Annotated in this window: 21 protein-coding genes; 14 read left to right on the forward strand and 7 right to left on the reverse strand. The window is 69.0% G+C overall.

Annotated features, from left to right (window positions below):
• Positions 1 to 20 precede the first annotated feature (20 nt).
• From ABQE89_RS08565 to ABQE89_RS08575, 3 genes are all read left to right on the forward strand, one after another.
• Positions 21 to 1019, forward strand: coding sequence for an NAD(P)H-dependent glycerol-3-phosphate dehydrogenase (locus ABQE89_RS08565; protein ID WP_448415870.1), 999 nt, complete (start codon positions 21 to 23; stop codon positions 1017 to 1019).
• A 4-nt stretch (positions 1020 to 1023) separates the two neighbouring features.
• Positions 1024 to 2136 (forward strand): cystathionine gamma-lyase, encoded by a 1113-nt coding sequence (locus ABQE89_RS08570; protein ID WP_448415871.1) that lies wholly within the window; start codon positions 1024 to 1026, stop codon positions 2134 to 2136.
• A gap of 63 nt (positions 2137 to 2199) precedes the next feature.
• On the forward strand, positions 2200 to 3327 hold the full coding sequence (locus ABQE89_RS08575) for a D-alanine--D-alanine ligase family protein (RefSeq protein ID WP_448415872.1): 1128 nt from the start codon (positions 2200 to 2202) through the stop codon (positions 3325 to 3327).
• 3 nt (positions 3328 to 3330) lie between these two features.
• On the opposite strand, the gene ABQE89_RS08580 is transcribed toward ABQE89_RS08575, so the two are convergent.
• Positions 3331 to 3894 carry a DUF3515 domain-containing protein gene (locus tag ABQE89_RS08580; protein WP_448415873.1) on the reverse strand — a complete coding sequence of 188 codons (564 nt, stop codon included), beginning with the start codon at positions 3892 to 3894 and terminating at the stop codon, positions 3331 to 3333.
• Between the two features lie 57 nt (positions 3895 to 3951).
• Between ABQE89_RS08580 and ABQE89_RS08585 the strand changes: the two genes are divergently transcribed.
• Positions 3952 to 4908 carry a thiamine-phosphate kinase gene (locus tag ABQE89_RS08585; protein ID WP_448415874.1) on the forward strand — a complete coding sequence of 319 codons (957 nt, stop codon included), beginning with the start codon at positions 3952 to 3954 and terminating at the stop codon, positions 4906 to 4908.
• Positions 4909 to 4936: 28 nt separating this feature from the next.
• Positions 4937 to 5620: a uracil-DNA glycosylase gene (locus tag ABQE89_RS08590; protein ID WP_448415875.1), complete on the forward strand. Its 684-nt coding sequence runs from the start codon at positions 4937 to 4939 to the stop codon at positions 5618 to 5620.
• 14 nt (positions 5621 to 5634) lie between these two features.
• Here ABQE89_RS08590 and ABQE89_RS08595 read toward each other — a convergent pair whose 3' ends face one another.
• Together ABQE89_RS08595 and rpmB are read right to left on the reverse strand one after the other, a co-directional pair.
• Entirely contained in the window at positions 5635 to 5994 is a 360-nt protein-coding gene (locus ABQE89_RS08595) for a hypothetical protein (RefSeq protein WP_448415876.1), read from the reverse strand.
• 45 nt (positions 5995 to 6039) lie between these two features.
• Complete coding sequence (gene rpmB, locus ABQE89_RS08600; RefSeq protein WP_448415877.1) at positions 6040 to 6234, reverse strand: 50S ribosomal protein L28; 195 nt, start codon at positions 6232 to 6234, stop codon at positions 6040 to 6042.
• A gap of 200 nt (positions 6235 to 6434) precedes the next feature.
• Between rpmB and ABQE89_RS08605 the strand changes: the two genes are divergently transcribed.
• The 4 genes from ABQE89_RS08605 to ABQE89_RS08620 all read left to right on the forward strand — a co-directional run bounded on the left by ABQE89_RS08605 (position 6435) and on the right by ABQE89_RS08620 (position 12648).
• The gene (locus ABQE89_RS08605; protein ID WP_448415878.1) at positions 6435 to 8069 is read left to right on the forward strand and encodes a fatty acid kinase ATP-binding subunit FakA; all 1635 of its coding nucleotides are present in this window, start codon (positions 6435 to 6437) and stop codon (positions 8067 to 8069) included.
• A gap of 2 nt (positions 8070 to 8071) precedes the next feature.
• On the forward strand, positions 8072 to 10303 hold the full coding sequence (recG, locus tag ABQE89_RS08610) for an ATP-dependent DNA helicase RecG (RefSeq protein ID WP_448415879.1): 2232 nt from the start codon (positions 8072 to 8074) through the stop codon (positions 10301 to 10303).
• Entirely contained in the window at positions 10300 to 11007 is a 708-nt protein-coding gene (locus ABQE89_RS08615) for an HNH endonuclease family protein (RefSeq protein WP_448415880.1), read from the forward strand. The genes recG and ABQE89_RS08615 overlap by 4 nt, the downstream gene beginning before the upstream one ends.
• Before the next feature lie 84 nt (positions 11008 to 11091).
• Complete coding sequence (locus ABQE89_RS08620) at positions 11092 to 12648, forward strand: acyl-CoA synthetase (RefSeq protein ID WP_448415881.1); 1557 nt, start codon at positions 11092 to 11094, stop codon at positions 12646 to 12648.
• Position 12649: 1 nt separating this feature from the next.
• On the opposite strand, the gene ABQE89_RS08625 is transcribed toward ABQE89_RS08620, so the two are convergent.
• The 4 genes from ABQE89_RS08625 to ABQE89_RS08640 all read right to left on the reverse strand — a co-directional run bounded on the left by ABQE89_RS08625 (position 12650) and on the right by ABQE89_RS08640 (position 16746).
• Complete coding sequence (locus tag ABQE89_RS08625; RefSeq protein ID WP_448415882.1) at positions 12650 to 13885, reverse strand: cytochrome P450; 1236 nt, start codon at positions 13883 to 13885, stop codon at positions 12650 to 12652.
• A complete protein-coding gene (locus ABQE89_RS08630) occupies positions 13882 to 14931 on the reverse strand; it encodes an NAD-dependent epimerase/dehydratase family protein (protein WP_448415883.1) in 1050 nt (349 codons plus the stop codon). Before ABQE89_RS08630 ends, ABQE89_RS08625 begins: the two co-directional genes overlap by 4 nt.
• Positions 14932 to 15058: 127 nt before the next feature.
• Positions 15059 to 15910 carry an aldo/keto reductase gene (locus tag ABQE89_RS08635; protein WP_448415884.1) on the reverse strand — a complete coding sequence of 284 codons (852 nt, stop codon included), beginning with the start codon at positions 15908 to 15910 and terminating at the stop codon, positions 15059 to 15061.
• Positions 15911 to 15915: 5 nt separating this feature from the next.
• On the reverse strand, positions 15916 to 16746 hold the full coding sequence (locus ABQE89_RS08640; RefSeq protein WP_448415885.1) for an aldo/keto reductase: 831 nt from the start codon (positions 16744 to 16746) through the stop codon (positions 15916 to 15918).
• On the opposite strand from ABQE89_RS08640, the gene ABQE89_RS08645 reads away from it, so the two are divergent.
• Genes ABQE89_RS08645 through rsmD form a run of 5 tightly spaced genes read left to right on the forward strand, consistent with a single transcriptional unit; the run spans position 16745 to position 23295 of the window.
• Entirely contained in the window at positions 16745 to 17842 is a 1098-nt protein-coding gene (locus tag ABQE89_RS08645; RefSeq protein ID WP_448415886.1) for an alpha/beta hydrolase, read from the forward strand. The genes ABQE89_RS08640 and ABQE89_RS08645 overlap by 2 nt on opposite strands.
• 33 nt (positions 17843 to 17875) lie before the next feature.
• Positions 17876 to 18679, forward strand: coding sequence for a DsbA family protein (locus ABQE89_RS08650; protein ID WP_448415887.1), 804 nt, complete (start codon positions 17876 to 17878; stop codon positions 18677 to 18679).
• Positions 18676 to 19308, forward strand: coding sequence for a vitamin K epoxide reductase family protein (locus ABQE89_RS08655; protein ID WP_448415888.1), 633 nt, complete (start codon positions 18676 to 18678; stop codon positions 19306 to 19308). Before ABQE89_RS08650 ends, ABQE89_RS08655 begins: the two co-directional genes overlap by 4 nt.
• A gap of 40 nt (positions 19309 to 19348) precedes the next feature.
• The gene (locus tag ABQE89_RS08660) at positions 19349 to 22741 is read left to right on the forward strand and encodes a pyruvate carboxylase (RefSeq protein WP_448415889.1); all 3393 of its coding nucleotides are present in this window, start codon (positions 19349 to 19351) and stop codon (positions 22739 to 22741) included.
• Positions 22738 to 23295: a 16S rRNA (guanine(966)-N(2))-methyltransferase RsmD gene (gene rsmD, locus ABQE89_RS08665; protein ID WP_448415944.1), complete on the forward strand. Its 558-nt coding sequence runs from the start codon at positions 22738 to 22740 to the stop codon at positions 23293 to 23295. Before ABQE89_RS08660 ends, rsmD begins: the two co-directional genes overlap by 4 nt.
• Positions 23296 to 23299: the final 4 nt, after the last annotated feature.

The following is a 23299-nucleotide window of genomic DNA, read 5'->3' on the forward strand; positions in this document are numbered from 1 at the left end:
CCGCACGTTAGGGTTGGGGCGTGGTCGTGGCTGCGGTACTGGGGGCCGGTGCATGGGGGACGGCGCTGGCCAAAGTGCTCGCCGATGCGGGCAGTGAGGTCAGGCTGTGGGCGCGCCGCCCGGAGTTGGCCGACGAGATCAACGTCACCCATCGAAACAGCACCTATCTGGGGGACGCCGCGCTGCCGACGGCGATTCGGGCGACCAGTGACCCCGCCGAGGCGCTCACCGGAGCCTGCACGGTGCTGCTGGCGGTGCCCGCCCAGTCGTTGCGTCCCAACCTCGAGCAGTGGACGGGGCTGATCGGCGACGACACCACACTGGTGAGCCTGGCCAAGGGCATCGAACTGAACACGCTGATGCGGATGAGCCAGGTGATCGTGCAGGTGACCGGCGCGGATTCGGCGCGCGTCGCGGTGGTGACCGGACCGAACCTGGCCAGCGAGGTCGTCGCCGAACAACCGGCCGCCACCGTGGTCGCCTGCAGTGACTCCGGGCGTGCGGTGGCGCTGCAGCGGGCGCTGGCCACCGGATACCTGCGGCCCTACACCAATGCCGACGTCGTCGGTGCCGAGATCGGCGGCGCGTGTAAGAACGTCATCGCGCTGGCCTGCGGCATGGCCGCGGGCGTGGGACTGGGCGAGAACACCGCGGCCGCCATCATCACCCGCGGGCTGGCCGAGATCATGCGGCTGGGAATCGCCTTGGGCGCCAAGTCCACCACCCTGGCCGGGCTGGCCGGCGTCGGTGACCTCGTCGCGACGTGCACGTCCCCGCACAGCCGCAATCGCTCGTTCGGCGAGCGACTGGGCCGCGGCGGCACGATGGAATCGGCGCTGCAAGCCACCCGGGGACACATCGCCGAGGGGGTGACGTCGTGCGAGTCGATCCTGGCGTTGGCGGCCAGCTATGACGTCGAGATGCCGTTGACCGACGCTGTGCAACGCGTCTGCCATCGCGGGCTGTCCGTCGACGAGGCCGTCGCCCTGCTGCTGGGGCGCAGTACGAAACCGGAATAGGCCCGTGAACGGCGAGTACGGCGAATATGGTGACTCCACCCGTTGTGTCAAAGCGGTTGGCGGACAGCCCGTGCCGGGCGCTCCGGTGTCGCCGGTCCCGGTTCCGGCCTCGGCCTACCACCTGTCGCCGGACGAGGACGACCCGCCGGACTTCTACGGCCGCAACTCCAATCCGACGTGGCGCAGCCTGGAATCGGCGCTCGCCGGCCTCGAGGGCGCTGCCGCGGCGCTGGCCTTCGGCTCGGGTATGGCGGCGATCGCCTCGACCCTGCGCGTGCTGTGCAGGCCCGGTATGAAGCTGGTGGTTCCCGCCGACGGTTACTATCAGGTCCGCCGATATGCCACCGAATACCTTGCTGCACAAGGTGTCACGGTTGTCGAATCGACCAGCGCCCAGATGTGCCAGGCGGCATCGGATGCCGACGTGGTGCTGGCCGAGACACCGGTGAATCCGCGGCTCGACGTCGTCGACCTGCATCGGTTGGCGATGGACTGCCGCGCCAGGGACGCCGTTCTCGTCGTCGACAACACCGCCGCGACACCATTGGCGCAGCAACCGTTGTCGCTGGGCGCGGACCTCGTGGTGGCCAGCGCGACCAAGGCGTTGTCGGGTCACAGCGACCTGGTTGCGGGCTACGTGGCGGGCAGCCAACCCGAACTGATGGCGGCGGTGGAACGGGAACGACTGCTGGCCGGACCGATACTCGGCCCGTTCGAGGCGTGGCTGGCGCTGCGGGGACTGGGCAGCGCCGGATTGCGGTTCGAGCGGCAGTGCCACAACGCCCAGGCGCTGGCGGTCATGCTGCACTCGCACCCGGCCGTGCGGTCGGTGCGGTATCCGGGTCTGCCCGACGACCCGTCGTATCCGGTCGCCACCACGCAGATGAAGCGGTTCGGGGGTCTGGTGGCCGTCGAACTCGCAGACGCCGCCGCGGTGCACGCGCTGGTGCAGCGCAGCGTGCTGATGATCGCGTCGACCAGTTTCGGCGGCATCCACACCTCGGTGGACCGGCGCGCCCGCTGGGGCGATGCCGTCGGCGACGGTTTCGCGCGCATCTCGCTGGGCATCGAGGACACCGACGATCTGCTCACCGACGTCGAACAGGCGCTTGCCTAACGTCTTCGCAGGTCAGCGCGCTCGGTAACCGGCCCATCGGCAGGGCGGTAGCCTCTCTAGGTTGTGAGTGCCCGCAATGAGTTCGGAGCCGCCCGGCGCGTCCGGGTCGCCGTCGTGTACGGCGGCCGCAGCTCCGAACACGCGATCTCGTGTGTTTCGGCGGGCAGCATTCTGCGCAACCTGGACCGCGAGCGCTTCGAGGCGGTCGCGGTCGGCATCACGCCCGACGGCTCCTGGGTGCTCACCGACGCCGAACCCGATGCACTGGCGATCAGCGACGGTCGGCTACCCGAGGTCACCAGCGCGTCGGGCACCGAACTGGCGCTGGCCGCCGATCCGGGGCGCGGGGGACAGCTGGTGTCGCTGGGGTCCGGGGTGGGCGAGGTGCTGACGACCGTCGACGTGGTGTTCCCGGTGCTGCACGGCCCTTACGGCGAAGACGGCACCATCCAGGGTCTGCTGGAACTGGCGGGTCTGCCCTATGTGGGCGCGGGCGTGCTCGCCAGCGCGGTGGGCACCGACAAGGAGTTCACCAAGAAGCTGCTCGCCGCCGCTGGGCTGCCCGTCGGCGATCACGTGGTGCTGGCTCCCAACACCGAGACGCCGGACCTCGACGAGTGCGAACGGCTCGGGCTGCCGGTGTTCGTCAAGCCCGCGCGCGGTGGCTCCTCAATCGGGGTGAGCCGGGTGACGGCCTGGGAGCAGTTGCCGTCGGCGATAGCGCTGGCTCGGCGCCACGACCCCAAGGTGATCGTCGAGGCGGCCATCGTGGGACGCGAATTGGAGTGCGGCGTACTGGAATTCCCGGACGGTCGGCTCGAGGCCAGCACAGTCGGAGAGATCCGGGTGGCCGGTGTGCGCGGCCGCGAAGACGGGTTCTACGATTTCGCCACCAAGTACCTCGAGGACGCCGCGGAACTCGACGTGCCCGCCAAGGTCGACGACGGCATCGCCGAGGCCGTGCAGTCGTTGGCGCTGCGCGCGTTCCGGGCGATCGACTGCCAGGGGTTGGCGCGCGTCGACTTCTTCCTCACCGATGACGGCCCGATCCTCAACGAGCTCAACACGATGCCGGGGTTCACCACGATCTCGATGTATCCGCGGATGTGGGCGGCCAGTGGTGTCGACTATCCGACGTTGCTGACCACGATGGTCGACACCGCGCTCAAACGCGGTACGGGCCTGCGGTAGCGGTTAGCCCACCGGCGCCGGGTCGATCGGTTTGGCCGGCAGGACCTGTGCGATCGTCTGCGAGATCACCTGGATGGGCGTCGGTCCCGACCCCGAGGGCAGCGTCAGCGCGACATACACCGGACGATCGACGGCGAACCAGGTGGCCCGACCCGCGTCGGGGTCATCGGCCGGCCCCGCCTCGGCCACCCGGAACCACTGCACGTCGTCGACGACCTGAAGCGCGGTGCCCACGACGAACTCCGCCGGCCGGTCCAGGCCGCAGCGCAGGATCACCGGCTCGCCATCCGGCTGCGCCCGCCAGGCCGCCGCGCCGACGGGCGCCGGCTCGGCCACGGGTGCCCGGCCGAAGTCGCCGAGGTCGTCGGGGAGCGCATCGACCAGCGACCGGCATTCGCCGCTGTCGGCGTCGGGTGCGGCCACGGTGACGACGGCAACGGGCCGATCGGCGGGCGAGCGCTGGCGCGCCACGGCGATGCCCAGTATCGCGATCAGCGACCCGACCGCCACCACGACCGCGGTGATCAGCACGGCCCGGGGCGGGCCATCGTGGGAATCGGGAGCCATGGCTCAAACTCTAGGACGGTCCGGTCGCATGCCGGCCCGGTGCATAGACTCCACGCCATGGCGAGCGACGAGTCCGCCGAGAGCCTGGCGGGCGTGGGCGAGTTCGCCGTCATCGACCGGCTGGTGGCCGGGCGCAGGCAACCGCCCACGGTGGCGCTCGGCCCCGGTGACGACGCCGCGGTGGTGTACGCCTCTGACGGCCGGACGGTGGTGTCCACCGACATGCTCGTCGAGGGCAGGCACTTCCGGCTGGACTGGTCGACGCCGCACGACGTCGGACGCAAGGCGATCGCCCAGAACGCCGCCGATCTCGAGGCGATGGGAGCGCGAGCGACCGCGTTCGTGGTGGCCTTCGGCGCGCCCGGTGACACCCCCGCCGCGCGCACCGTCGAACTGGCCGACGGGATGTGGCACGAAGCCGGGCTGCTCGGCGCCGGGATCGTCGGTGGCGATCTGGTCGGCGCGCCGCAGTGGGTGATATCGGTGACCGCGCTGGGGGATCTGGAGGGTCGCGAACCGGTTCGGCGTAGCGGCGCGAGACCGGGTGACACGGTGGCGGTGGCCGGCACACTCGGACGGTCAGCCGCGGGATATGCGCTGTGGCACAACGATATCCAACAGTTCAGTGACCTGAGGCGGGCGCATCTGGTGCCCCGGCCACCGTACGGACAGGGCCGGGTGGCCGCCGAGGCCGCCGCCACCGCGATGACGGATGTGTCCGACGGGTTGCTTGCCGACCTCGGCCACATCGCCGCGGCGTCCGGTGTCGTCGCCGACGTGTCGACGGCCGCGTTGGCCGCCGACCACGCCGCGCTGCGGTCTGCGGCCGAGGCGACCGGGGACGATCCGTGGCCGTGGGTGCTGGGCGGGGGCGAGGACCACGCGCTGGTCGCGACCTTCACCGGGGCGCCCCCGGAGGGCTGGCGGGTGATCGGCATCGTGGCCGACGGCCCACCCGGCGTGCTGGTCGACGGCGCCCAATGGCACGGTCGGACGGGCTGGCAGTCGTATTGACCAACCGCTCACGCTAGGTTGGGCTTTCGTGACCCCACAACCGTTGCACGAACTTGTCGAAGAAGGCTGGGCGCGAGCCCTTGAACCGGTGGCGGCTCAGGTCGCGCACATGGGGGAGTTCCTGCGAACGGAACTGGCGGCCGGGCACCGATACCTGCCTGCCGGCCCTAACGTGTTGCGCGCCTTCACGTTCCCGTTCGAGCGGGTCCGGGTCCTGATCGTCGGGCAGGATCCGTATCCGACCCCCGGCCACGCGGTGGGCCTGAGCTTCTCGGTCGCGGCCGACGTCCGACCGTTGCCGCGCAGCCTGGACAACATCTTCGCCGAATACGGTAAAGACCTCGGCCACCCGCCCCCGGCCACCGGAGACCTGACGCCGTGGGCCGAGCGCGGGGTGATGCTGTTGAACAGGGTGCTCACCGTTCGGCCCGGCAGTCCCGCGTCGCACCGCGGCAAGGGGTGGGAAGCGGTGACCGAGTGTGCGATCCGGGCGCTGGTGGCCCGGGGGCAGCCGCTGGTGGCGGTGCTGTGGGGCCGTGATGCCGCGACGCTGAAGCCGATGCTTCAGGGCAGCGACTGCGTGTCGATCGAATCCCCGCACCCGTCGCCGTTGTCGGCCTCGCGTGGCTTCTTCGGCTCGCGGCCATTCAGTCGAGCCAACGAACTGCTCGAGAAGATGGGCGCCGAACCCGTGGACTGGCGGCTGCCCTAGCGCCTAGCGCGCCCTCACCCCACGCCCGGGATCGGCGGCGGTGACGGGATCGCCGGAGGGGAGGGGATCGCGGGCGGCGAGGGGATGGCCGGCGGCGAGGGAACCTCGGGCACCGGCACCTCGAGCGTGCCATCCCCGTCGCCCTGCGCCGGTGCGGGCGGCAGTTCGGGCGCCGGCGTGGTCGCAGGGGGCGCCGGGGGCATCGTGGTCTCCACGGTCGTCTCCACCGTGGTCTCCACGTCGGACGTCGTCGTGGTGGTGGTGGTGTCCTCGCCCTCGGAGGAATCGCCGCCGCACGCGGTCAGCAGGGTCGCCACCGCGAAGCCGGAGGCGAACACGAACAGGGCCGGTCGCAATGATTTGTGTGCAGTCACGACTGCACGGCTAGCCCGACACCGGGCAGGCTAAACCCCGGGGCGTCAGCCGCGGGCGACCTTGCCGGCCTTGAGGCACGACGTGCAGACATTCATGCGCGTCTTGTTGCCGCCCGGGCGGGTGACGGCGCGCACGACCTGGATATTGGGATCCCAGCGACGGCTGTGCCGGCGATGGGAGTGCGACACCGACTTGCCGAAGCCGGGGGCCTTTCCGCAGACATCGCACACGGCAGCCATATCTAGAACTCCTCGGATCAGTACTTGGGGACCAGCAACCGCAGGTGGGTGGTCCGACAACCCGATCAGAATACCGGCACCGTGCAGGTATCGCCAAAATGGTGCCGTTGGGTCCACCGGGCGCGAAAGCGCCCCGGGAGCTGTCAGCAGAAGTGATTAGGCTGTCGCGAACGGCGCCGTGACGGGGTTTGGAGGTGGGCGTGTCGGCTCGACGGCTCGATGCCTCCACGCTGCGGAACTGGGCGCACCTCGCGGTCGGTGACCTGATCACCCACACCGACGAGATCAACCGGCTCAACGTGTTCCCCGTCGCCGACGCCGACACCGGGACGAACATGCTGTTCACCATGCGTGCGGCGTGGGCGCAGGCCGATGCGTGCGCCGACTCCGACGACGTCGCGAAGGTGGCGTCCGCGCTGGCTCGGGGCGCGTTGCACGGTGCGCGCGGCAATTCCGGGGTGATCCTGTCGCAGATCCTGCACGCGCTGGCCGACGTCACCGCCGCCGCGGCCGCCGACCGCGGCGGCCCGCTCATCGACATCGATCGCGCACAGTTCGCCGCGGCGCTGCGACAGGCCGTCGGCCTGGTGATCACCGCGATGGGTGAGTTGGTGCCCGGCACCGTGGTCTCGGTGCTCGCCGATGCCGCCGACGCCGCCGAACGCGCCGCGGCCGAGGACATTGATCTGGCCGATGTGGTGGCCGCGGCCGCCGACGCCGCGACCATCGCACTCGACAAGACCACCGGCCAGCTGGCGGTGTTGGCCGAGGCCGGCGTGGTGGACGCGGGCGGTCGCGGGCTGCTGGTACTGCTGGACGCGATGAGCACCGCGCTGACCGGGCACGCACCGCCGCGCGCGACCTACGTGGCGTCGCCGCCGATCGACGCGCCGGCCACTCACACGACCGCGTCCAGGCCTCCCCAGTTCGAGGTGATGTACCTGCTCAGCGGGTGTGATGCACCGGGTGTTCAGACCCTGCGCCACCGGCTGGATCAGCTGGGCGACTCGGTGGCCATCGCCCCCTCGGCGGGCGGAGCCGGCCAGTACTCGGTGCACGTGCACGCCGACGACGCCGGCGCCGCCGTCGAAGCGGGCCTGTCCGTGGGCATCCCCAGCCGGATCCAGATCACGTCGCTGACCGGCGGGGCGCATCCGGCCGGCGGTTGGGCCGCCGAACGGGCGGTGCTGGCGGTGGTCGACGGGGCGGCGGCCGAGAAACTGTTCGCGACCGAGGGCGCACAGGTGCTTCGCGCCGACGCCGAGGAGCCGGTCAGCGCGAAGCGGCTGCTGCATGCCCTGGTCAACGCCGGTGCGGGGCAGATCATGGTGCTGCCGAACGGTTACGTGGCGGCCGAGGAACTGGTCGCCGGGTGCACGGCGGCGATCGGCTGGGGCATCGATGTGGTGCCCGTGCACACGGCGTCGATGGTGCAGGGGCTGGCCGCGCTCGCCGTGCACGACGCCGACCGGCAGGCCGTCGACGACGGATACACGATGGCCCGTGCGGCCGCGGCCGCACGGCACGGGTCGGTGCGGGTGGCCACCGAGGCGGCGTTGACCTGGGCGGGCGCCTGCAAACCGGGCGACGGGCTGGGCATCTCCGGTGACGAGGTGCTCGTCGTCGGCAAGGACGTCACCGCCGCGGGCGCGGGCCTGATCGACCTGCTGCTGGTGGCCGGCGGTGAACTCGTCACGGTGCTGACCGGCGCCGATGTCGACCCGGCCGTCGGCGAGGCGCTGCAGCGCCACGTCCACCACAAGCACCTCGGCGCCGAACTGGTGGCCTACCACACCGGTCACCGCGGCGACGCGCTGCTGATCGGGGTCGAGTGACCGTGGCCAGTCTGTCCGACCGGCTCGACTACATCCTCGGCGCCAAGGCCGCCGGGACGTTGGCGGAGCAGTTGGGCATCCACACGGTCAACGACCTGCTTCGGCACTACCCGCGCAAGTACAGCGACGGCACCACGGTGCTCGGCGAAGGCGAGTCCCTCGAACCGGGCGAACACGTCACGTTCGTCGACCGCATCAGCGACGTGGATGTCCGGGTGACCAACCGCTCGCCGCGACGCGAGTACATGGTCGTCACCCTCGGTGACCGCAGGCCGAAGGTGACCGCGACCTTCTTCAACGTCAAGTACCTCAAGAAGACCTTGACGGAGGGCGCGCGGGTGATGCTGTCCGGGGAGGTCGGCTACTTTCGGGGAACGCTGCAACTGACCCATCCCGCGTTCCTCGTCCTGCACGCGGGCGGTCGGGTCTCGGGCACCAAGTCGCTCAAGTCCATCGCGTCGGCCACCGGGGCCACCGGCGACGAGTTGTTGGCCGCCTTCGACCGCGACTTCTTCCCGATCTATCCCGCGACCTCCAAGCTGCAGACCTGGGAGATCTACGCGTGCGTGCGCCAGGTTCTCGACGTGCTGGACCCGGTCGCAGAACCGTTGCCGGAAACGTTTCTGCGGCAACACGATCTGATCTCCGAAGATCAGGCGCTGCGCGCGATCCACACCGCCGAGAAAGCGGTGGAACGCGACGCCGCCGTCGCGCGTCTTACTTTCGACGAGGCGATCGGCTTGCAGTGGGCCCTGGTGCAACGACGGTTCAGCGACCTGAGCGGGACCGGCCCCGCCGCGCCCCGTCGCGACGACGGTCTGGTCGGCGCCCTTGACGAGCGCCTGCCGTTCGAATTGACCGGTGGCCAGAAGGAGGTGCTCGACGTCATCTCCGCTGAGTTGGCCGGGACCCGCCCGATGAACCGCATGCTGCAGGGTGAGGTGGGCTCGGGCAAGACCATCGTGTCGGTGCTGGCGATGCTGCAGATGGTCGACGCCGGCTATCAGTGCGCACTGCTCGCGCCGACGGAGGTCCTGGCCGCCCAGCACGCCCGCTCGGTTCGTGACGTGCTGGGTCCGCTGGCGATGGCGGGCCAACTCGGCGGCGACGAGACAGCCACCCGCGTCGCGTTGCTCACCGGGTCGATGTCGGCGCAGCAGAAGCGGGCCGTGCGCGAGGAGGTCGCCGGCGGCCAGGCGGGCATCGTCATCGGCACCCATGCGTTGCTGCAGGACGCCGTCGAGTTTCACCGGCTCGGCATGGTGGTGGTCGATGAGCAACACCGGTTCGGCGTGGAGCAGCGAGATCGATTGCGCAGCAAGGCCCCTGACGGCATAACGCCGCACCTACTGGTGATGACGGCGACGCCGATACCCCGTACGGTCGCGCTCACCCAGTACGGCGATCTTGAGACGTCGACACTGCGTGAACTGCCGCGGGGCCGACAACCGATCAGCACCACCACGATCTTCATCATCGAACATCGCAAGTGGCTCGACCGGGCCTTCGAGCGGATCGTCGAGGAGGTCGGTCAGGGACGCCAGGCCTACGTGGTCGCCTCCCGCATCGACGAGAACGACAAGCCCCCCGACGACGTCGACGACGACGATGACCAGAAGCGCGCGGTGCCGCCACCGATCACGGTGTACGAACTGTTCGAGCGGTTGAGCAGCGGTCCGCTGTCGGGACTGCGGCTGGGTCTCATGCACGGCCGGTTGCCCGCCGACGAGAAGGACGCGGTGATGGCCGCGTTCCGGGCGGGCGAGATCGACGTGCTGGTGTGCACGACCGTCATCGAGGTGGGCGTCGACGTGCCCAACGCCACCGTGATGCTGGTGATGGACGCCGATCGGTTCGGCATCAGCCAGCTGCACCAGTTGCGTGGACGGATCGGCCGCGGTGAACACCCGAGCCTGTGCCTGCTGGCCACCCACCTGCCGACGACCTCCAAGGCCGGGGCGCGTCTGGAGGCCGTCGCCTCCACCATCGACGGCTTCGAGCTCGCGAACCTGGACCTCAGGGAGCGCCGCGAGGGAGATGTGTTGGGAGTCAGTCAATCCGGGCGACCCATCACGTTGCGGTTCCTGTCGCTCTTCGACCACCTCGAGATCATCTTGGCGGCCCGCGAGCTGTGCGGGGCGCTCTACGAGAACAATCCGGACCATCGCGGAATGGATCTGTTGGCGGCGCCGTTCGTCGACACCGACCGCGTCGAGTACCTGGACAAGACATGAGCCGACGGCGCCTGCTGTGGCTGGCGGCGATCGTCGCGGTCGCGGTGCTGGTGGCCGTGCAGGCCGTCTGGTCCTCGCGCGACCGCGATACCTTCGTCGCCCAGGCCGGCCTGCCCACCGTGGCACCCGGCGCCGACGTGCTCGCCGGCGTCGCGGTGATACCGGCGCGGATCCGCGGATATGACTATCGCCGTGACGCGTTCGGTGAGGCGTGGACCGACGAGAACTCCGCGCCGGGCGGATTCAACGGCTGCGACACCCGAAACGACATCCTCGAGCGTGACCTGGTCGACAAGACTTACGTGTCGATCAAGCGCTGCCCCAACGCCGTTGCCACCGGCACGTTGCTCGATCCCTATACCAACGCCGAGGTGGCGTTCACGCGCGGTGAGAAGACCGGGGCGGCCGTGCAGATCGACCACATCGTGCCCCTGGCCCTGGCCTGGGATCTGGGCGCGCGCGCCTGGGACGACGAGTTGCGGGTGCGGTTCGCCAACGATCCGGCCAATCTGCTGGCGGTCGAGGGACAGGCCAATCAGGACAAGGGCGATCAGGAACCGGCCGCCTGGATGCCGGCCAATCGGGCGTTCCACTGCGCCTACGCGGTGCAGTTCGTCGGGGTGCTGCGCGGCTACCGGTTGCCCGTGGACGCGCGCTCGGCGCAGGTGCTGCGCGACGCCGGGCACACGTGCCCCTCAGGGTGACCCAGCCCTGGGTAGTTGAATCTGCAAGGCACTGTTGCCGAAACACGTCCGCGTCCTCCGCAGCCGGATATCGTCTGGGCAGACATGGAGGTGGAGGCCATGTATCTGACTCAGGGGTTGCGGCGCGCCGCGCAGATCCGTCCACGGGAAGAATCCACGGTGTTCGGAGAGCGACGCCGCGTCTGGGCGGACACCGCCGATCGCGTCGCGCGGGTCGCCGGTGGGCTCAGAGACGTCGGCGTGGGGCCAGCCGATCGTGTCGCGATCCTGGCACTCAACAGCGACCGATACTTCGAACTCCTCTACGCCATTCCCTGGCTCGGCGCGGTGATGGTGCCGGTGAACACCCGGTTGGCCACGGCCGAGATCCGGCATGTTCTCACCGATTCCGGGGCACGTGTGCTGTTCGTCGACGCCGCGATGTACGAGCATGCCGCCGCACTGTCCGAACAGACACCGACCGTCGAGGCGCTGTTCTATCTCGACGACGACGCGCCGCCACCCGGTACGCGGCCGTACGAGGAGCTTGTCGCCGCACCGGCCGTCGAAGATGCGGGCGTCGGAGGCGACGCGCTGGCCGGCCTGTTCTACACCGGCGGCACCACCGGAACGTCCAAGGGCGTGATGCTCAGTCACCACAACCTGGTGTGGAACATGATGAACGTCATCGCCGGGATGAATTACCACCAGGACATGACCTACCTGCATTCGGCGCCGATGTTCCACCTGGCCGACGGCGGCGCGACCTTCGGCGTCAGCGCCTGCGGGGGCCGTCATGTTTTCGTCCCGCGCTTCGATCCCGCCGACTGCCTGCGGACGATGGAGCGGGAGAGGGTCACTCACGCCGTGTACGTGCCGACCATGATCAACATGCTGGTCAACTTCTCCGCGGTGGGCGACTTCGACCTCTCCAGCCTGTCGTACCTCACCTACGGTGCGTCACCGATGCCGGAAGCCGTGCTGCGCAAGGCCCTTGAGGTGTTCCCGAACTGCAACTTCATTCACGCCTACGGCATGACCGAGGCGGCGCCGGGGCTCACCCTTCTCCCGCCGCGCTACACCACGCTCGACGGACCGTACGCGGGCCGCAGCAAGTCATGCGGGCAGGCGGTGTTCACGGCCGAGGTGAGAATCGTCGACGAAGACCGTCGCGAACTGCCGCGCGGCGCGACCGGTGAGGTGGCCGCCAGGGGACCGATGATCATGCTGGGCTACTGGAACAAGCCCGAGGAGACGGCGGCCGTCCTGCAGGACGGCTGGTACTACAGCGGCGATGCCGGCTACATGGACGACGAGGGGTTCGTCTTCATCGTCGACCGACTCAAGGACATGATCATCTCGGGCGGTGAGAACGTCTACTCGGTCGAGGTCGAGAACGCGATCTCGCTGATGCCGGAGGTCGCCGAAGTCGCGGTGATCGGCATTCCACACCCCAAGTGGGGCGAGTGTGTGCACGCCGTCGTCGTGCCGAGGGCCGGTGCCGAGTTGACCGCTGACGCCGTGATCGCCCATTGCGCCACGCAGATCGCCGGTTACAAGTGCCCGCGTTCGGTGGAGTTCCGCACTGCGTCGCTTCCGCTGTCCGGTGCCGGCAAGGTGCTCAAACGCGAACTACGGGAAGCTTTCTGGAAGAACTACTAGATCACCGCTGACTCGCGGTGACATGTACCGGGACGTTGGCCCAGCCGGCCACATTGGCCATCGCGACGCGGCGAAGGCCGGCGGTGTCGACTTCGTATTCGGGCATCAGATCCAGCATCACCTCGAGGGCGATCCGGCCCTCCATCCGGGCCAGGGCGGCGCCGAGGCAACTGTGGATGCCGTACCCGAAATTGATGTTGTGCCCGGACGGAATTCGGTCGATGTCGAACCGGTCCGGGTCGGCGAAAACACGTTCGTCGCGGGTGGCCGACCCGTTGATCAGCATGACGATGCTGCCGGCGGGGATGGTGGCGCCGTGCAGCGACACGTCGCGTGTGCTGTAGCGCAACTGGTACTGCGAGGGTGCCTCGTAGCGGAGCAATTCCTCGAATGCGGACGGGATCTTGCTTCTGTCCTCACGCAGTGTGCGCCACTGATCGGGGTTCGCGGCGAAAGTGACCACGGCGTTGCCGATCAGTTTGACGACCGTTTCGGCGCCCGCGCCGCCGAGCATCGAGGCGAACGCGACGATCTCCTCGTCGGTCAGCCTCGCGACGTCGTCACCGCGCATCACGTCGACCTGGGTGAGCCGGCTGATCATGTCGTCGCCCGGATTGGCTCGGCGTTCGCAGACCAGTTCGTAATAGAACATGCCGATCGCCTGCGCGGCCTCCAAGCCGGCTGGCGGGACGTGGAAATCTCCGGCGTGCCGTTCCAGTTGCCTGTCCATCCACAGCCGGAGCTGTTGTCGATGTTCGGGAGGCACGCCCAGCAGTGTGCTGATGATCTCGACCGGGAAGAGCGCCCCGAAATCGGCCACCGCGTCGAATGCGGCCGGGTCGACCGCGGCTGCGGCGTCGGTGATCGTCTCGCGGATCATCGGTTCGAGGGCGGCGACCGCCTGCGGCGTGAACACCTTGTTCACCAACTTGCGCATCACCGTGTGTTCGGGCGGGTCCATCATGATGATCATCGGCGGCTGTGTCGGATCGGGTTCGGCCAGATACATGTCCAGCGTGATGCCCCTGGCCGACGAGTAGGTGTCGAAATCCTTCAGCGCCGGTTCGACGTCCGCGTAGCGCGACAGCGCCCAGAAGCCGTACTTGTCATTGTGATAGACCGGCGCTTCGTCGCGAAGACGACGGTAGGTGCTGAAGGGCGCGGTGAAGAAGTCATCGGAGAACGGGTCAAACTCCACCGCGTCGTCCGGAAGCGTCGAATCCGTCACCGTGGTCATACCGTCTCCAATCCCGTTTCCTCCGTGGGTCGTTGGGGTTCTGCCAGCTTGCCGACCTGAGCCGCGGTGAGGTGGCCCGCGCGGTGCAGCCAGATCAGCGTGTCGCGGAAGGTGTCCACGACACTACGGAAAGCGACCCCGAGTTCGCGGGTGGTGCGCTCGGTCTCGGCGCCGGGCCACCGCGTCGTGAACTCCGCAGTGTCCCTGGTCAGCGGAAAGTCGAAATCGTGGATGCGTTTGGCCGCGTCACACATCGAACCTGCCGCGCGTACCAGGCGGCCCGGCACTCGTACGCGACGCAGGCGGCTGCCGGTGAGGTGCTCGATAAGGGTGTAAACCTCTGGCCACGAGAGCATTTCGGTGGTCGCCGCGTAGCGATGCTGGCCGGGTGCCAGCTCGAGCAGTTTCACGTGCAAAGCAGCGAGATCGCGCACGTCGACAGTCTGCAAGCCACTCGATGTGATCAGCGCGACGTCGTTGACCCAGGAGGGTATGCCTTTGCTTGCCGCGCTCATGCCGGGATCGTCGGGTCCGATGATTCCGGCCGGGTAAGAGATGCGGATCGGGGCCCCGTCCTGCTGCAGTCGCCGCGCGTAAACCTCCCCGTGCACCTTCGACCGCGCATAGGCGGTGTTGGCGGTCGCGACCGGGAGATCCGGTGACAGGGGTGGCCCGCCGGGGGTGAAGAACACCCCCAGGCTCGACACGTGGACGATGCTGGACAGGCCCCGTTGCACGGCACCGCCGATCACCAGTTCGACGCCGCGGGCGTTGGCTTCCTCCACCAGTCGTGCGGTCGAGCGGCGCAGGTCCACCAGCGCGGCGGTGTGGACGACGCCGTCGCAGCCGGTGAGCGCGTCGTCGACCCGGTCCGGGTCCGTCATGTCACCGACGACGACCTCGGGTACGAACCCGTCAGCGTCGAACACCCGCCGCGCCTTCGCCGGGTCGCGCACCAGCAGCCGGACATCGTGGCCCGCGGCGGCCAGCGCACGCACGGTGTGCGAGCCGGTGAAACCGGTGCCGCCCGTCACAAGTACCTTCACCACGCACCCCCGCCGTCCCCCTGGCAGTAGGTGCAGTATGAACCCGCCGAGGCCGGGTGGGGCGGGTAATCGGCTATTCGCGAGCCGCGCGGCGTCCTAGCCCGTGAGAAATGCTTGCAAGCGAAACTTAAGTGCCGGTGTAGGTTTCAGGATCGGGGCGGAAGCGGGTCCCGTCGTCCATCGCGTTGAGCGTGGCCATCTGATCGTCGGTCAGCTCGAAGTCGAAGACCTCGCGGTTGGACTTGATCCGCTCCGCGGACTTCGACCGCGGAATGACGACATTGCCGAGCTGCAGGCTCCACCGGATCAGCACCTGCGCGGGCGTCTTTGCGTGCGCCTGGGCGATCTCGACGATCGTCGGATTGTCCAGCAGCTTGCCGACGCCCAGCGGTCCGTACGCCTCGGTGACGATGCCGTAGTCGGCGTTCACCGCGCGCAGCTCGGCCTGATTGAGCAGCGGGTGCAATTCGATCTGGTTGACCGCGGGGGTGAAGAACGACAGGTCGATGATGTTCGACAGGTGCTCGGCGTGGAAGTTGCACACCCCGATCGAGCGGGTTTCACCGAGCTCCTTGCGCTTCATCAACCCGCCCCAGCTGTCGACGTACCTGCCGTGCTCACCGGCGGGCCAGTGGATCATGTACAGGTCGACATACTCCAGATCCAGCCGCTGCAGGCTGGCCTGCAGCGCTTCCTGGGAGGACTTGAACCCCAGATCGGCGGTGGCCAGCTTGGTGGTGACGAACAGCTCCTCGCGCGGCACCCCGGAGGCCTTGATGGCGCGGCCCACCGCTTCTTCGTTGCCGTAGGCCGACGCGGTGTCGATCAGTCGGTAGCCCGCCTCCAGCGCCGCCGAGACCGCCTGTTGGGTCTCGGCGTCCGACAGTTCACCGACACCCAGCCCGAGCACCGGCATCGTGTTGTCGTCGTTCAGCGTGACCGTGGGGATCGCAGCCGCGTCACCTTGCGAGGAGACCATCTCACCTACCCTGTGAAGTTGAAGGTCCGTGGGTCCGGGCCCAGCCGAGTTCCGTCGCCCAGCGAAGACACGGACGCCATGTCCTGCTCGCTCAGCTCGAAATCGAACACGTCGAAGTTGCTCACGATTCTCTCGGGGGTCACCGATTTCGGGATGACTATATTGCCGAGTTGCATATGCCACCTAATCAGCACCTGTGCGGGCGTCTTCTCGCACCGCTCGGCGACGGCGGTGACGGTGGGATTGTCCAGCAGTGAACCCTGCCCCAGCGGGCTCCACGCCTCCGTCGCGATGCCGAGTTGAGCGTGCATTTTTCGCAAGTCCTGCTGCTGTAGCAGCGGATGCAGCTCGATCTGGTTGACGGCGGGCACGATTCCGGTCTCGTCGACCAGGACCCGCAGGTGCTCGGGTTCGAAGTTGCTCACCCCGATCGAGCGGATCCTGCCCTCCTCGCGCAGCCGGGCGAACGCCTTGAAGGTGTCGACGAAGGCGTTCTTCGCCGGTGTCGGCCAGTGGATCAGGTACAGGTCCAGATAGGAAAACCCAAGCCGCTCCATGCTGCGGTCGAACGCGCTCAGCGTGGAGTCGTAGCCCTGATCGGAGTTCCACAGCTTGGTGGTGACGAACACCTCTTCGCGCGGCACCGGAGACTTCTTCAGCGCCTGACCCACCTCGCGTTCGTTCTGATACGCCGCCGCGGTGTCGATGTGGCGGTAGCCGGCGTTGAGCGCGGCGGTCACCGCCTGCTCGGTGGCCTCCGGCGGGGTCTGCCAAACTCCGAGCCCAACCTGAGGTATCGCATTACCGTCGTTCAGCGTGATCGAGGGAGCTGCCATGAGTTCGAGTCTGCCAGTACCGCCCGGCGCGACGGGCGGCCGCGGTGAGGTGATCGTGAACGCGCTCGCGGGTGCCACGCTGCGGGCGCTGCCGCGGATCCCCGCCGGAGTCAAACGCGCGCTGCTGGGCTGGCGTTCGGTCAGCGTCGACGGAAACACGTTGGACACCACGCTGCAGCTGATGCTCGCCGGTCAGCGGCTCACCGGCATCGACGGGCTGATGTCGGACGGGGATGTCGAGGCGGCGCGGTCGCGGCTGGAGGCGGTGTCGGCGGGCTTCAAACAGGACCCGCCCGTCGCCGCGGTGACGAACCTGTCGATTCCCGGCCCGGCCGGCCCCGTCCGAGCCCGCCACTACCGGCCCGTCGACGCCGATCGGCAACCGCTGCTGGTCTTCTACCACGGCGGCGGCCACGTCATCGGCAGCCTCCAGACCCACGACGACCTGTGCCGCCACATCTGTCGTGAGGGCGGAGTCCACGTGCTGTCCGTCGACTACCGGCTGGCTCCCGAGCACAAGGCCCCGGCGGGCTCCGACGACGCGTTCGCCGCGTTCACCTGGGCGCTCGACCACGCCGCCGACCTGGGTGCCGACCCGGACCGGGTGGCGGTCGGCGGGGACAGCGCCGGCGGCAACCTGGCCGCGCTGGTGTCGCTGCGGGCCCGCGACGAAGGCGCGCGGTTGCCCGCCCTGCAGTTGCTGTATTACCCGGTGACCAACTACCGCGATCAGACGCGATCCCAGACGCTGTTCGCGTCCGGGTTCTTCCTCACCAAAAGCGATCTCGACAGCTTCCGCGCGCATTTCCTCGACGGCGCCGACGTCGATGCCGCCGACCCGCGCGTCTCGCCGCTGCTCGCCGAGGACCACTCGGGGCTGCCGCCGGCGCTGCTGCTGACCGCCGGTTTCGACCCGCTTCGCGACGAGGGCAGGCGCTATGCGGACACGTTGCGCGCGGCGGGCGTGCCGGTCGACTATCGCGAATTCGGTTCGCTGGTGCACGGCTTCGCCAACTTCTTTCCGCTCGGCGGCGACAGCGCGACGGCGACCGCGGCGTCGATTTCGGCGCTGCGGGCCCATCTCACCCGCACCTGAGGTCCGCCGCGAACCCGTCGGTACTCTTGTCGCGTGGCCGCGAAACCGAAGAAGACCGCCAAATACGACCTGAAGGCAGCCGACCGCAAGCGAAACCTGCTCGTGCAGATCGGCCTGACCGCGATCGTGGTCCTGTTCGCCGTCGGAGTGGTGCTCTACATCGTGATGACGAAAGAGGACAAGCCGGCCGCCGGCGAGGCCCACCCGATCCGGGTGTCGTCGGCCGACGTCATCACCGAAGAGGGCAGCTCCGACCCCAAGGCCGTGATCTCGCTCTACGAGGACTTCCTGTGCCCGGCGTGCGGCAACTTCGAGCAGCAGTTCGGCCCCACGATCAACAAGCTGATCGACACGGGCGCGGTGGCCGCCGACTATCACATGGTCTCGATCCTGGACCGGCAGGGCCAGGGCTATTCCACTCGCGCGGCCAACGCCGCCTACTGCGTGGCCGACGAGTCCACCGACGCGTTCCGCCGCTTCCACGCCGCGCTGTTCGCCCAGCAGCCGCCGGAGGGCGTCGGTCCGTTCCCGGACAACGCCCGGTTGATCGAGGTGGCCCGGCAGGCCGGTGTCACCGGCGGGGTGCCCGACTGCATCCGCAGCGAGCGCTACGCCGAGATGGTGAAGGGGCTGGCCACCGCCACCGGCGTGAAGGGGACGCCGACCATCCGGATCAACGGTGAGGACTACAGCCCGACCACACCCGATGCGCTGATCGAGAAGGTGCAGGAGATCGTCGGCCCGGTGCCCGCGCTGGCCGGAGGCGCACCCCCGCCCGCGGCCGATCCGACCCCGCTCGCGCCGCCTCCCGGTCCGGCGCCCGCTCCCGCGCCGTGACGGTGGCCGCGTCCGCCGCCGTGGAACCGGACGGATCCGCCCCGACGACGTCGATGGGTGCGCCGGTGGGCAGGGCGAGCGCGGTATGGGTTCTGACAGCGGGTGTCCTCGGCCTGGCCGCGGCGCTGGCGTTGACGGTCGAGAAGATCGAGATCCTGATCAACCCCGACTACGTGCCGTCCTGCAGCATCAACCCGGTGCTGTCGTGCGGGTCGGTGATGATCACCCCGCAGGCCTCGGTGTTCGGCTTCCCCAACTCGCTGATCGGGGTCGTGGCGTTCAGCGTCGTCGTCGTCACCGGTGTGCTGGCGCTGGCCCGTGTCGAGCTGCCGCGCTGGTACTGGGCCGGACTGGCCATCGGCGCGCTGTTGGGCACCGTGTTCGTGCACTGGCTGATCTATCAGAGCCTGTATCGCATCGGGGCGCTGTGCCCGTACTGCATGGTGGTGTGGGCGGTGACGATCCCGCTGCTGGTCGTGGCGTCGTCGATCGCGCTGCGCGCGCAGGTCACTCGCGGAGTGCTCGCGCACCTGCACACCTGGCGGTGGTCGCTGACCGCGTTGTGGTTCACCGGCCTGGTCCTGCTCATTCTCGTGCGCTTCTGGGATTACTGGTCCACGCTGCTGTAAGCGGCGACGGACGGCAGCGACCGGCGGGTTAAGGTACGGCGTGATCTCGAAAATCTTGGTGGCCAATCGCGGTGAGATCGCGATTCGCGCGTTCCGGGCGGCCTACGAGATGGGAATCACCACGGTCGCGGTCTACGCGCATGAAGACCGCAATTCGTTACACCGACTCAAGGCCGACGAGTCCTACCAGATCGGCGAGACCGGTCATCCGGTGCGCGCGTACCTGTCGGTCGACGAGATCATCCGCGTCGCCCAACACGCCGGCGCCGACGCCGTCTACCCCGGGTACGGCTTCCTGTCGGAGAACCCCGATCTGGCCGCGGCGTGCGCGGCGGCCGGCATCACGTTCGTCGGACCCGACGCCGAGATCCTCGAGCTGACCGGCAACAAGGCGCGCGCGGTGGCCGCGGCCCGCGAGGCCGGGCTGCCGGTGCTGGATTCTTCGCAGCCGTCGGCGTCGGTCGACGAACTCGTGGCCGACGCGGAGTCGATGGAGTTCCCGCTGTTCGTCAAGGCGGTGTCCGGCGGCGGCGGGCGCGGCATGCGGCGGGTCACCGACGCCGAGTCGCTGCCGGAGGCCATCGAGGCGGCCAGCCGGGAGGCGGAGTCGTCGTTCGGCGATGCGACGGTCTACCTCGAGCAGGCGGTGGTCAACCCCCGTCACATCGAGGTGCAGATCCTGGCCGACCAGCACGGCAACGTGATGCACCTGTTCGAGCGCGACTGCAGCGTGCAGCGCCGCCACCAGAAGGTCGTCGAGTTGGCGCCCGCGCCAAACCTGCCCGCCGAGCTGCGCGACCGGATGTGCGCCGACGCGGTCACCTTCGCCCGCCACATCGACTACACCTATGCCGGCACCGTCGAATTCCTGCTCGACGAGCGTGGTCACTACGTGTTCATCGAGATGAACCCGCGTATCCAGGTCGAGCACACCGTCACCGAGGAGATCACCGACGTCGACCTGGTCGGTTGCCAGTTGCGCGTCGCCGACGGGGAAACGCTGGAGGCCATCGGGTTGAGTCAGGAGACGCTGCAGATCCGTGGCGCCGCATTACAGACCCGCATCACCACCGAGGACCCGGCCAACGGATTTCGCCCCGACACCGGGCGCATCAGCAGCTACCGGTCACCCGGTGGTGCGGGGATCCGCCTGGACGGGGCCGCGCACCTGGGCGCCGAGGTCGGCGCCCACTTCGACTCGCTGCTGGTCAAGTTGACGTGCCGGGGCCACGACTTCGGGGCGGCGGTGGCCAGGGCGCGACGTGCGCTCGCCGAGTTCCGGGTGCGGGGCGTCTCGACGAACATCCCGTTCCTGTTGGCCGTCGTCAACGACCCGGACTTCCGGGCGGGCCGGGTCACCACGTCGTTCATCGACGACCGGCCCTACCTGCTGACCGCCCACACCCCGGCCGACCGCGGCACCAAGATCCTCAACTATCTGGCCGACGTGACGGTCAACCAGCCACACGGGCCGCGACCGTCGTCGGTCTACGCGCGCGACAAACTGCCCGACGTCGACATCACGGCGGCGCCGCCGCCGGGCTCCAAACAGCGCCTGACCGAGCTGGGCCCCGAGGGGTTCGCCCGCTGGATGCGGGAATCCAAGGCCGTCGGCCTGACCGAGACCACGTTCCGCGACGCGCATCAGTCGCTGCTGGCCACCCGGGTGCGCACCACCGGGCTGCTGGAAGCATCGCCGTACGTCGCGCGGATGATGCCACAGCTGCTGTCCATCGAATGTTGGGGCGGCGCGACTTACGATGTGGCGCTTCGGTTTCTGAAGGAAGACCCCTGGGAGCGGCTGGCCGCGCTGCGCGAGGCGATTCCCAACATCTGCCTGCAGATGCTGCTGCGTGGGCGCAACACCGTCGGCTACACACCGTATCCGGAGTCGGTGACCAAGGCGTTCGTCGAGGAGGCGACCGCGACGGGCATCGACATCTACCGCATCTTCGACGCGCTGAACAACGTCGAGTCCATGCGCCCCGCCATCGATGCGGTGCGCGAAACCGGTACGGCCATCGCCGAAGTGGCGATGAGCTACACCGGCGACCTGTCGGACCCCGCCGAGAACCTCTACACCCTGGACTACTACCTCAAGCTGGCCGAGCAGATCGTCGACGCCGGCGCGCATGTACTAGCCATCAAGGACATGGCCGGGCTGTTGCGGCCGCCGGCCGCCGCGACGCTGGTCGGCGCGCTGCGCAGCAGGTTCGATCTGCCGGTGCACGTGCATACCCACGACACGCCAGGCGGGCAGTTGGCCACCTATGTCGCGGCCTGGCAGGCAGGCGCGGACGCCGTCGACGGCGCCGCCGCACCGTTGGCGGGCACCACCAGCCAGCCGGCGTTGAGTTCGATCGTGGCCGCGGCGGCGCACACCGAATACGACACCGGGATATCGCTGCCCGGGGTGTGCGAGCTGGAACCGTACTGGGAGGCGCTGCGAAAGGTGTACGCGCCCTTCGATGTTGCCGCCTCCGGTCCTCCTTCGCCGACCGGTCGGGTGTATCACCACGAGATCCCCGGTGGTCAGTTGTCGAACCTGCGTCAGCAGGCGATCGCGTTGGGGCTCGGCGACCGGTTCGAGGAGATCGAAACCAACTACGCTGCGGCCGACCGTATCCTGGGCCGGCTGGTGAAGGTGACCCCGTCGTCGAAGGTGGTCGGCGACCTGGCGCTGGCGCTCGTCGGCGCGGGGGTCAGCGCCGACGAGTTCGCCTCGGAACCATCACGATTCGACATTCCGGAATCAGTCATCGGGTTCCTGCGCGGTGAGCTGGGCGACCCGCCGGGCGGGTGGCCCGAACCGTTCCGGACCAAGGCGCTGGACGGCCGCCCGCCGGCCAAGCCCACCGCGGAGCTCAGCGCACAGGACGAGGCGGCGTTGGCCGAGCCCGGCGTGACCCGTCAGGCCACGCTCAACCGGCTGCTGTTTCCGGGGCCTACAGAGGAATTCCAGGCCCACCGCGAGCTCTACGGCGACACCTCCAGCCTGTCGGCCAACCAGTTCTTCTACGGCCTGCGCCACGGCGACGAGCACCGGGTGCGGCTGGAACGCGGTGTGGAGTTGCTCATCGGCCTCGAGGCCATCTCCGACCCCGACGAACGCGGTATGCGCACCGTGATGTGCATCTTCAACGGACAGCTGCGACCGGTGATCGTGCGCGACCGCAGCATCGCCAGCGCGGTGCCCGCCGCGGAGAAGGCGGACCGGACCAACCCCGATCACGTCGCCGCCCCGTTCGCCGGGGTGGTGTCGGTGGCGGTGGCCGAGGGCGACCGGGTCGAGGCCGGCCAGACCGTCGCGACCATCGAGGCGATGAAGATGGAGGCCGCGATCACCGCGCCCAAGGCGGGCGAGGTCAGCCGGGTGGCGGTGGCCGCCACGGCTCAGGTCGAAGGTGGCGATCTGCTGGTGGTGGTCAGCTGACCCGCATCGTCGCCGGCGAGCTGGGTGGTCGTCGAATCACGGTGCCACGCAGCGGAACCCGACCGACCTCCGATCGAGTGCGCGAGGCGTTGTTCAACCTGTTGACGGCGCGTATCGAGCTGACCGGCGCGACGGTGCTCGATCTGTACGCCGGCTCGGGTGCGCTGGGTCTGGAGGCGTACTCGCGCGGGGCGGCGTCGGCGGTCTTCGTGGAGTCCGATCAGCGGGCGGCCGCCGTCGTCGAGAAGAACATCGCCGCGCTCGGCGTCGCCGGGGCGACGGTGCGGCGTGCGCCGGTCGCGACCGTGCTACGCGCGGGCAGCAGCAGACCGGTCGATCTGGTCTTCGCCGACCCGCCCTATGACATCGACGCCGCCGAGGTCGAGATGGTGCTCACCGTGCTCGTCGACGGCGGCTGGACCGCCCCGGGCACGGTGGTCGTCGTCGAACGCCCGGCGTCGGCGCCGGCGCTGACGTGGCCGGACGGGTGGCGGGTGTGGCCGTCGCGCACCTACGGTGACACCCGCCTGGAGATCGCGTCTGAGCTGCCCTGATACC

This window comes from Mycolicibacterium sp. XJ1819 (genome assembly GCF_053483675.1).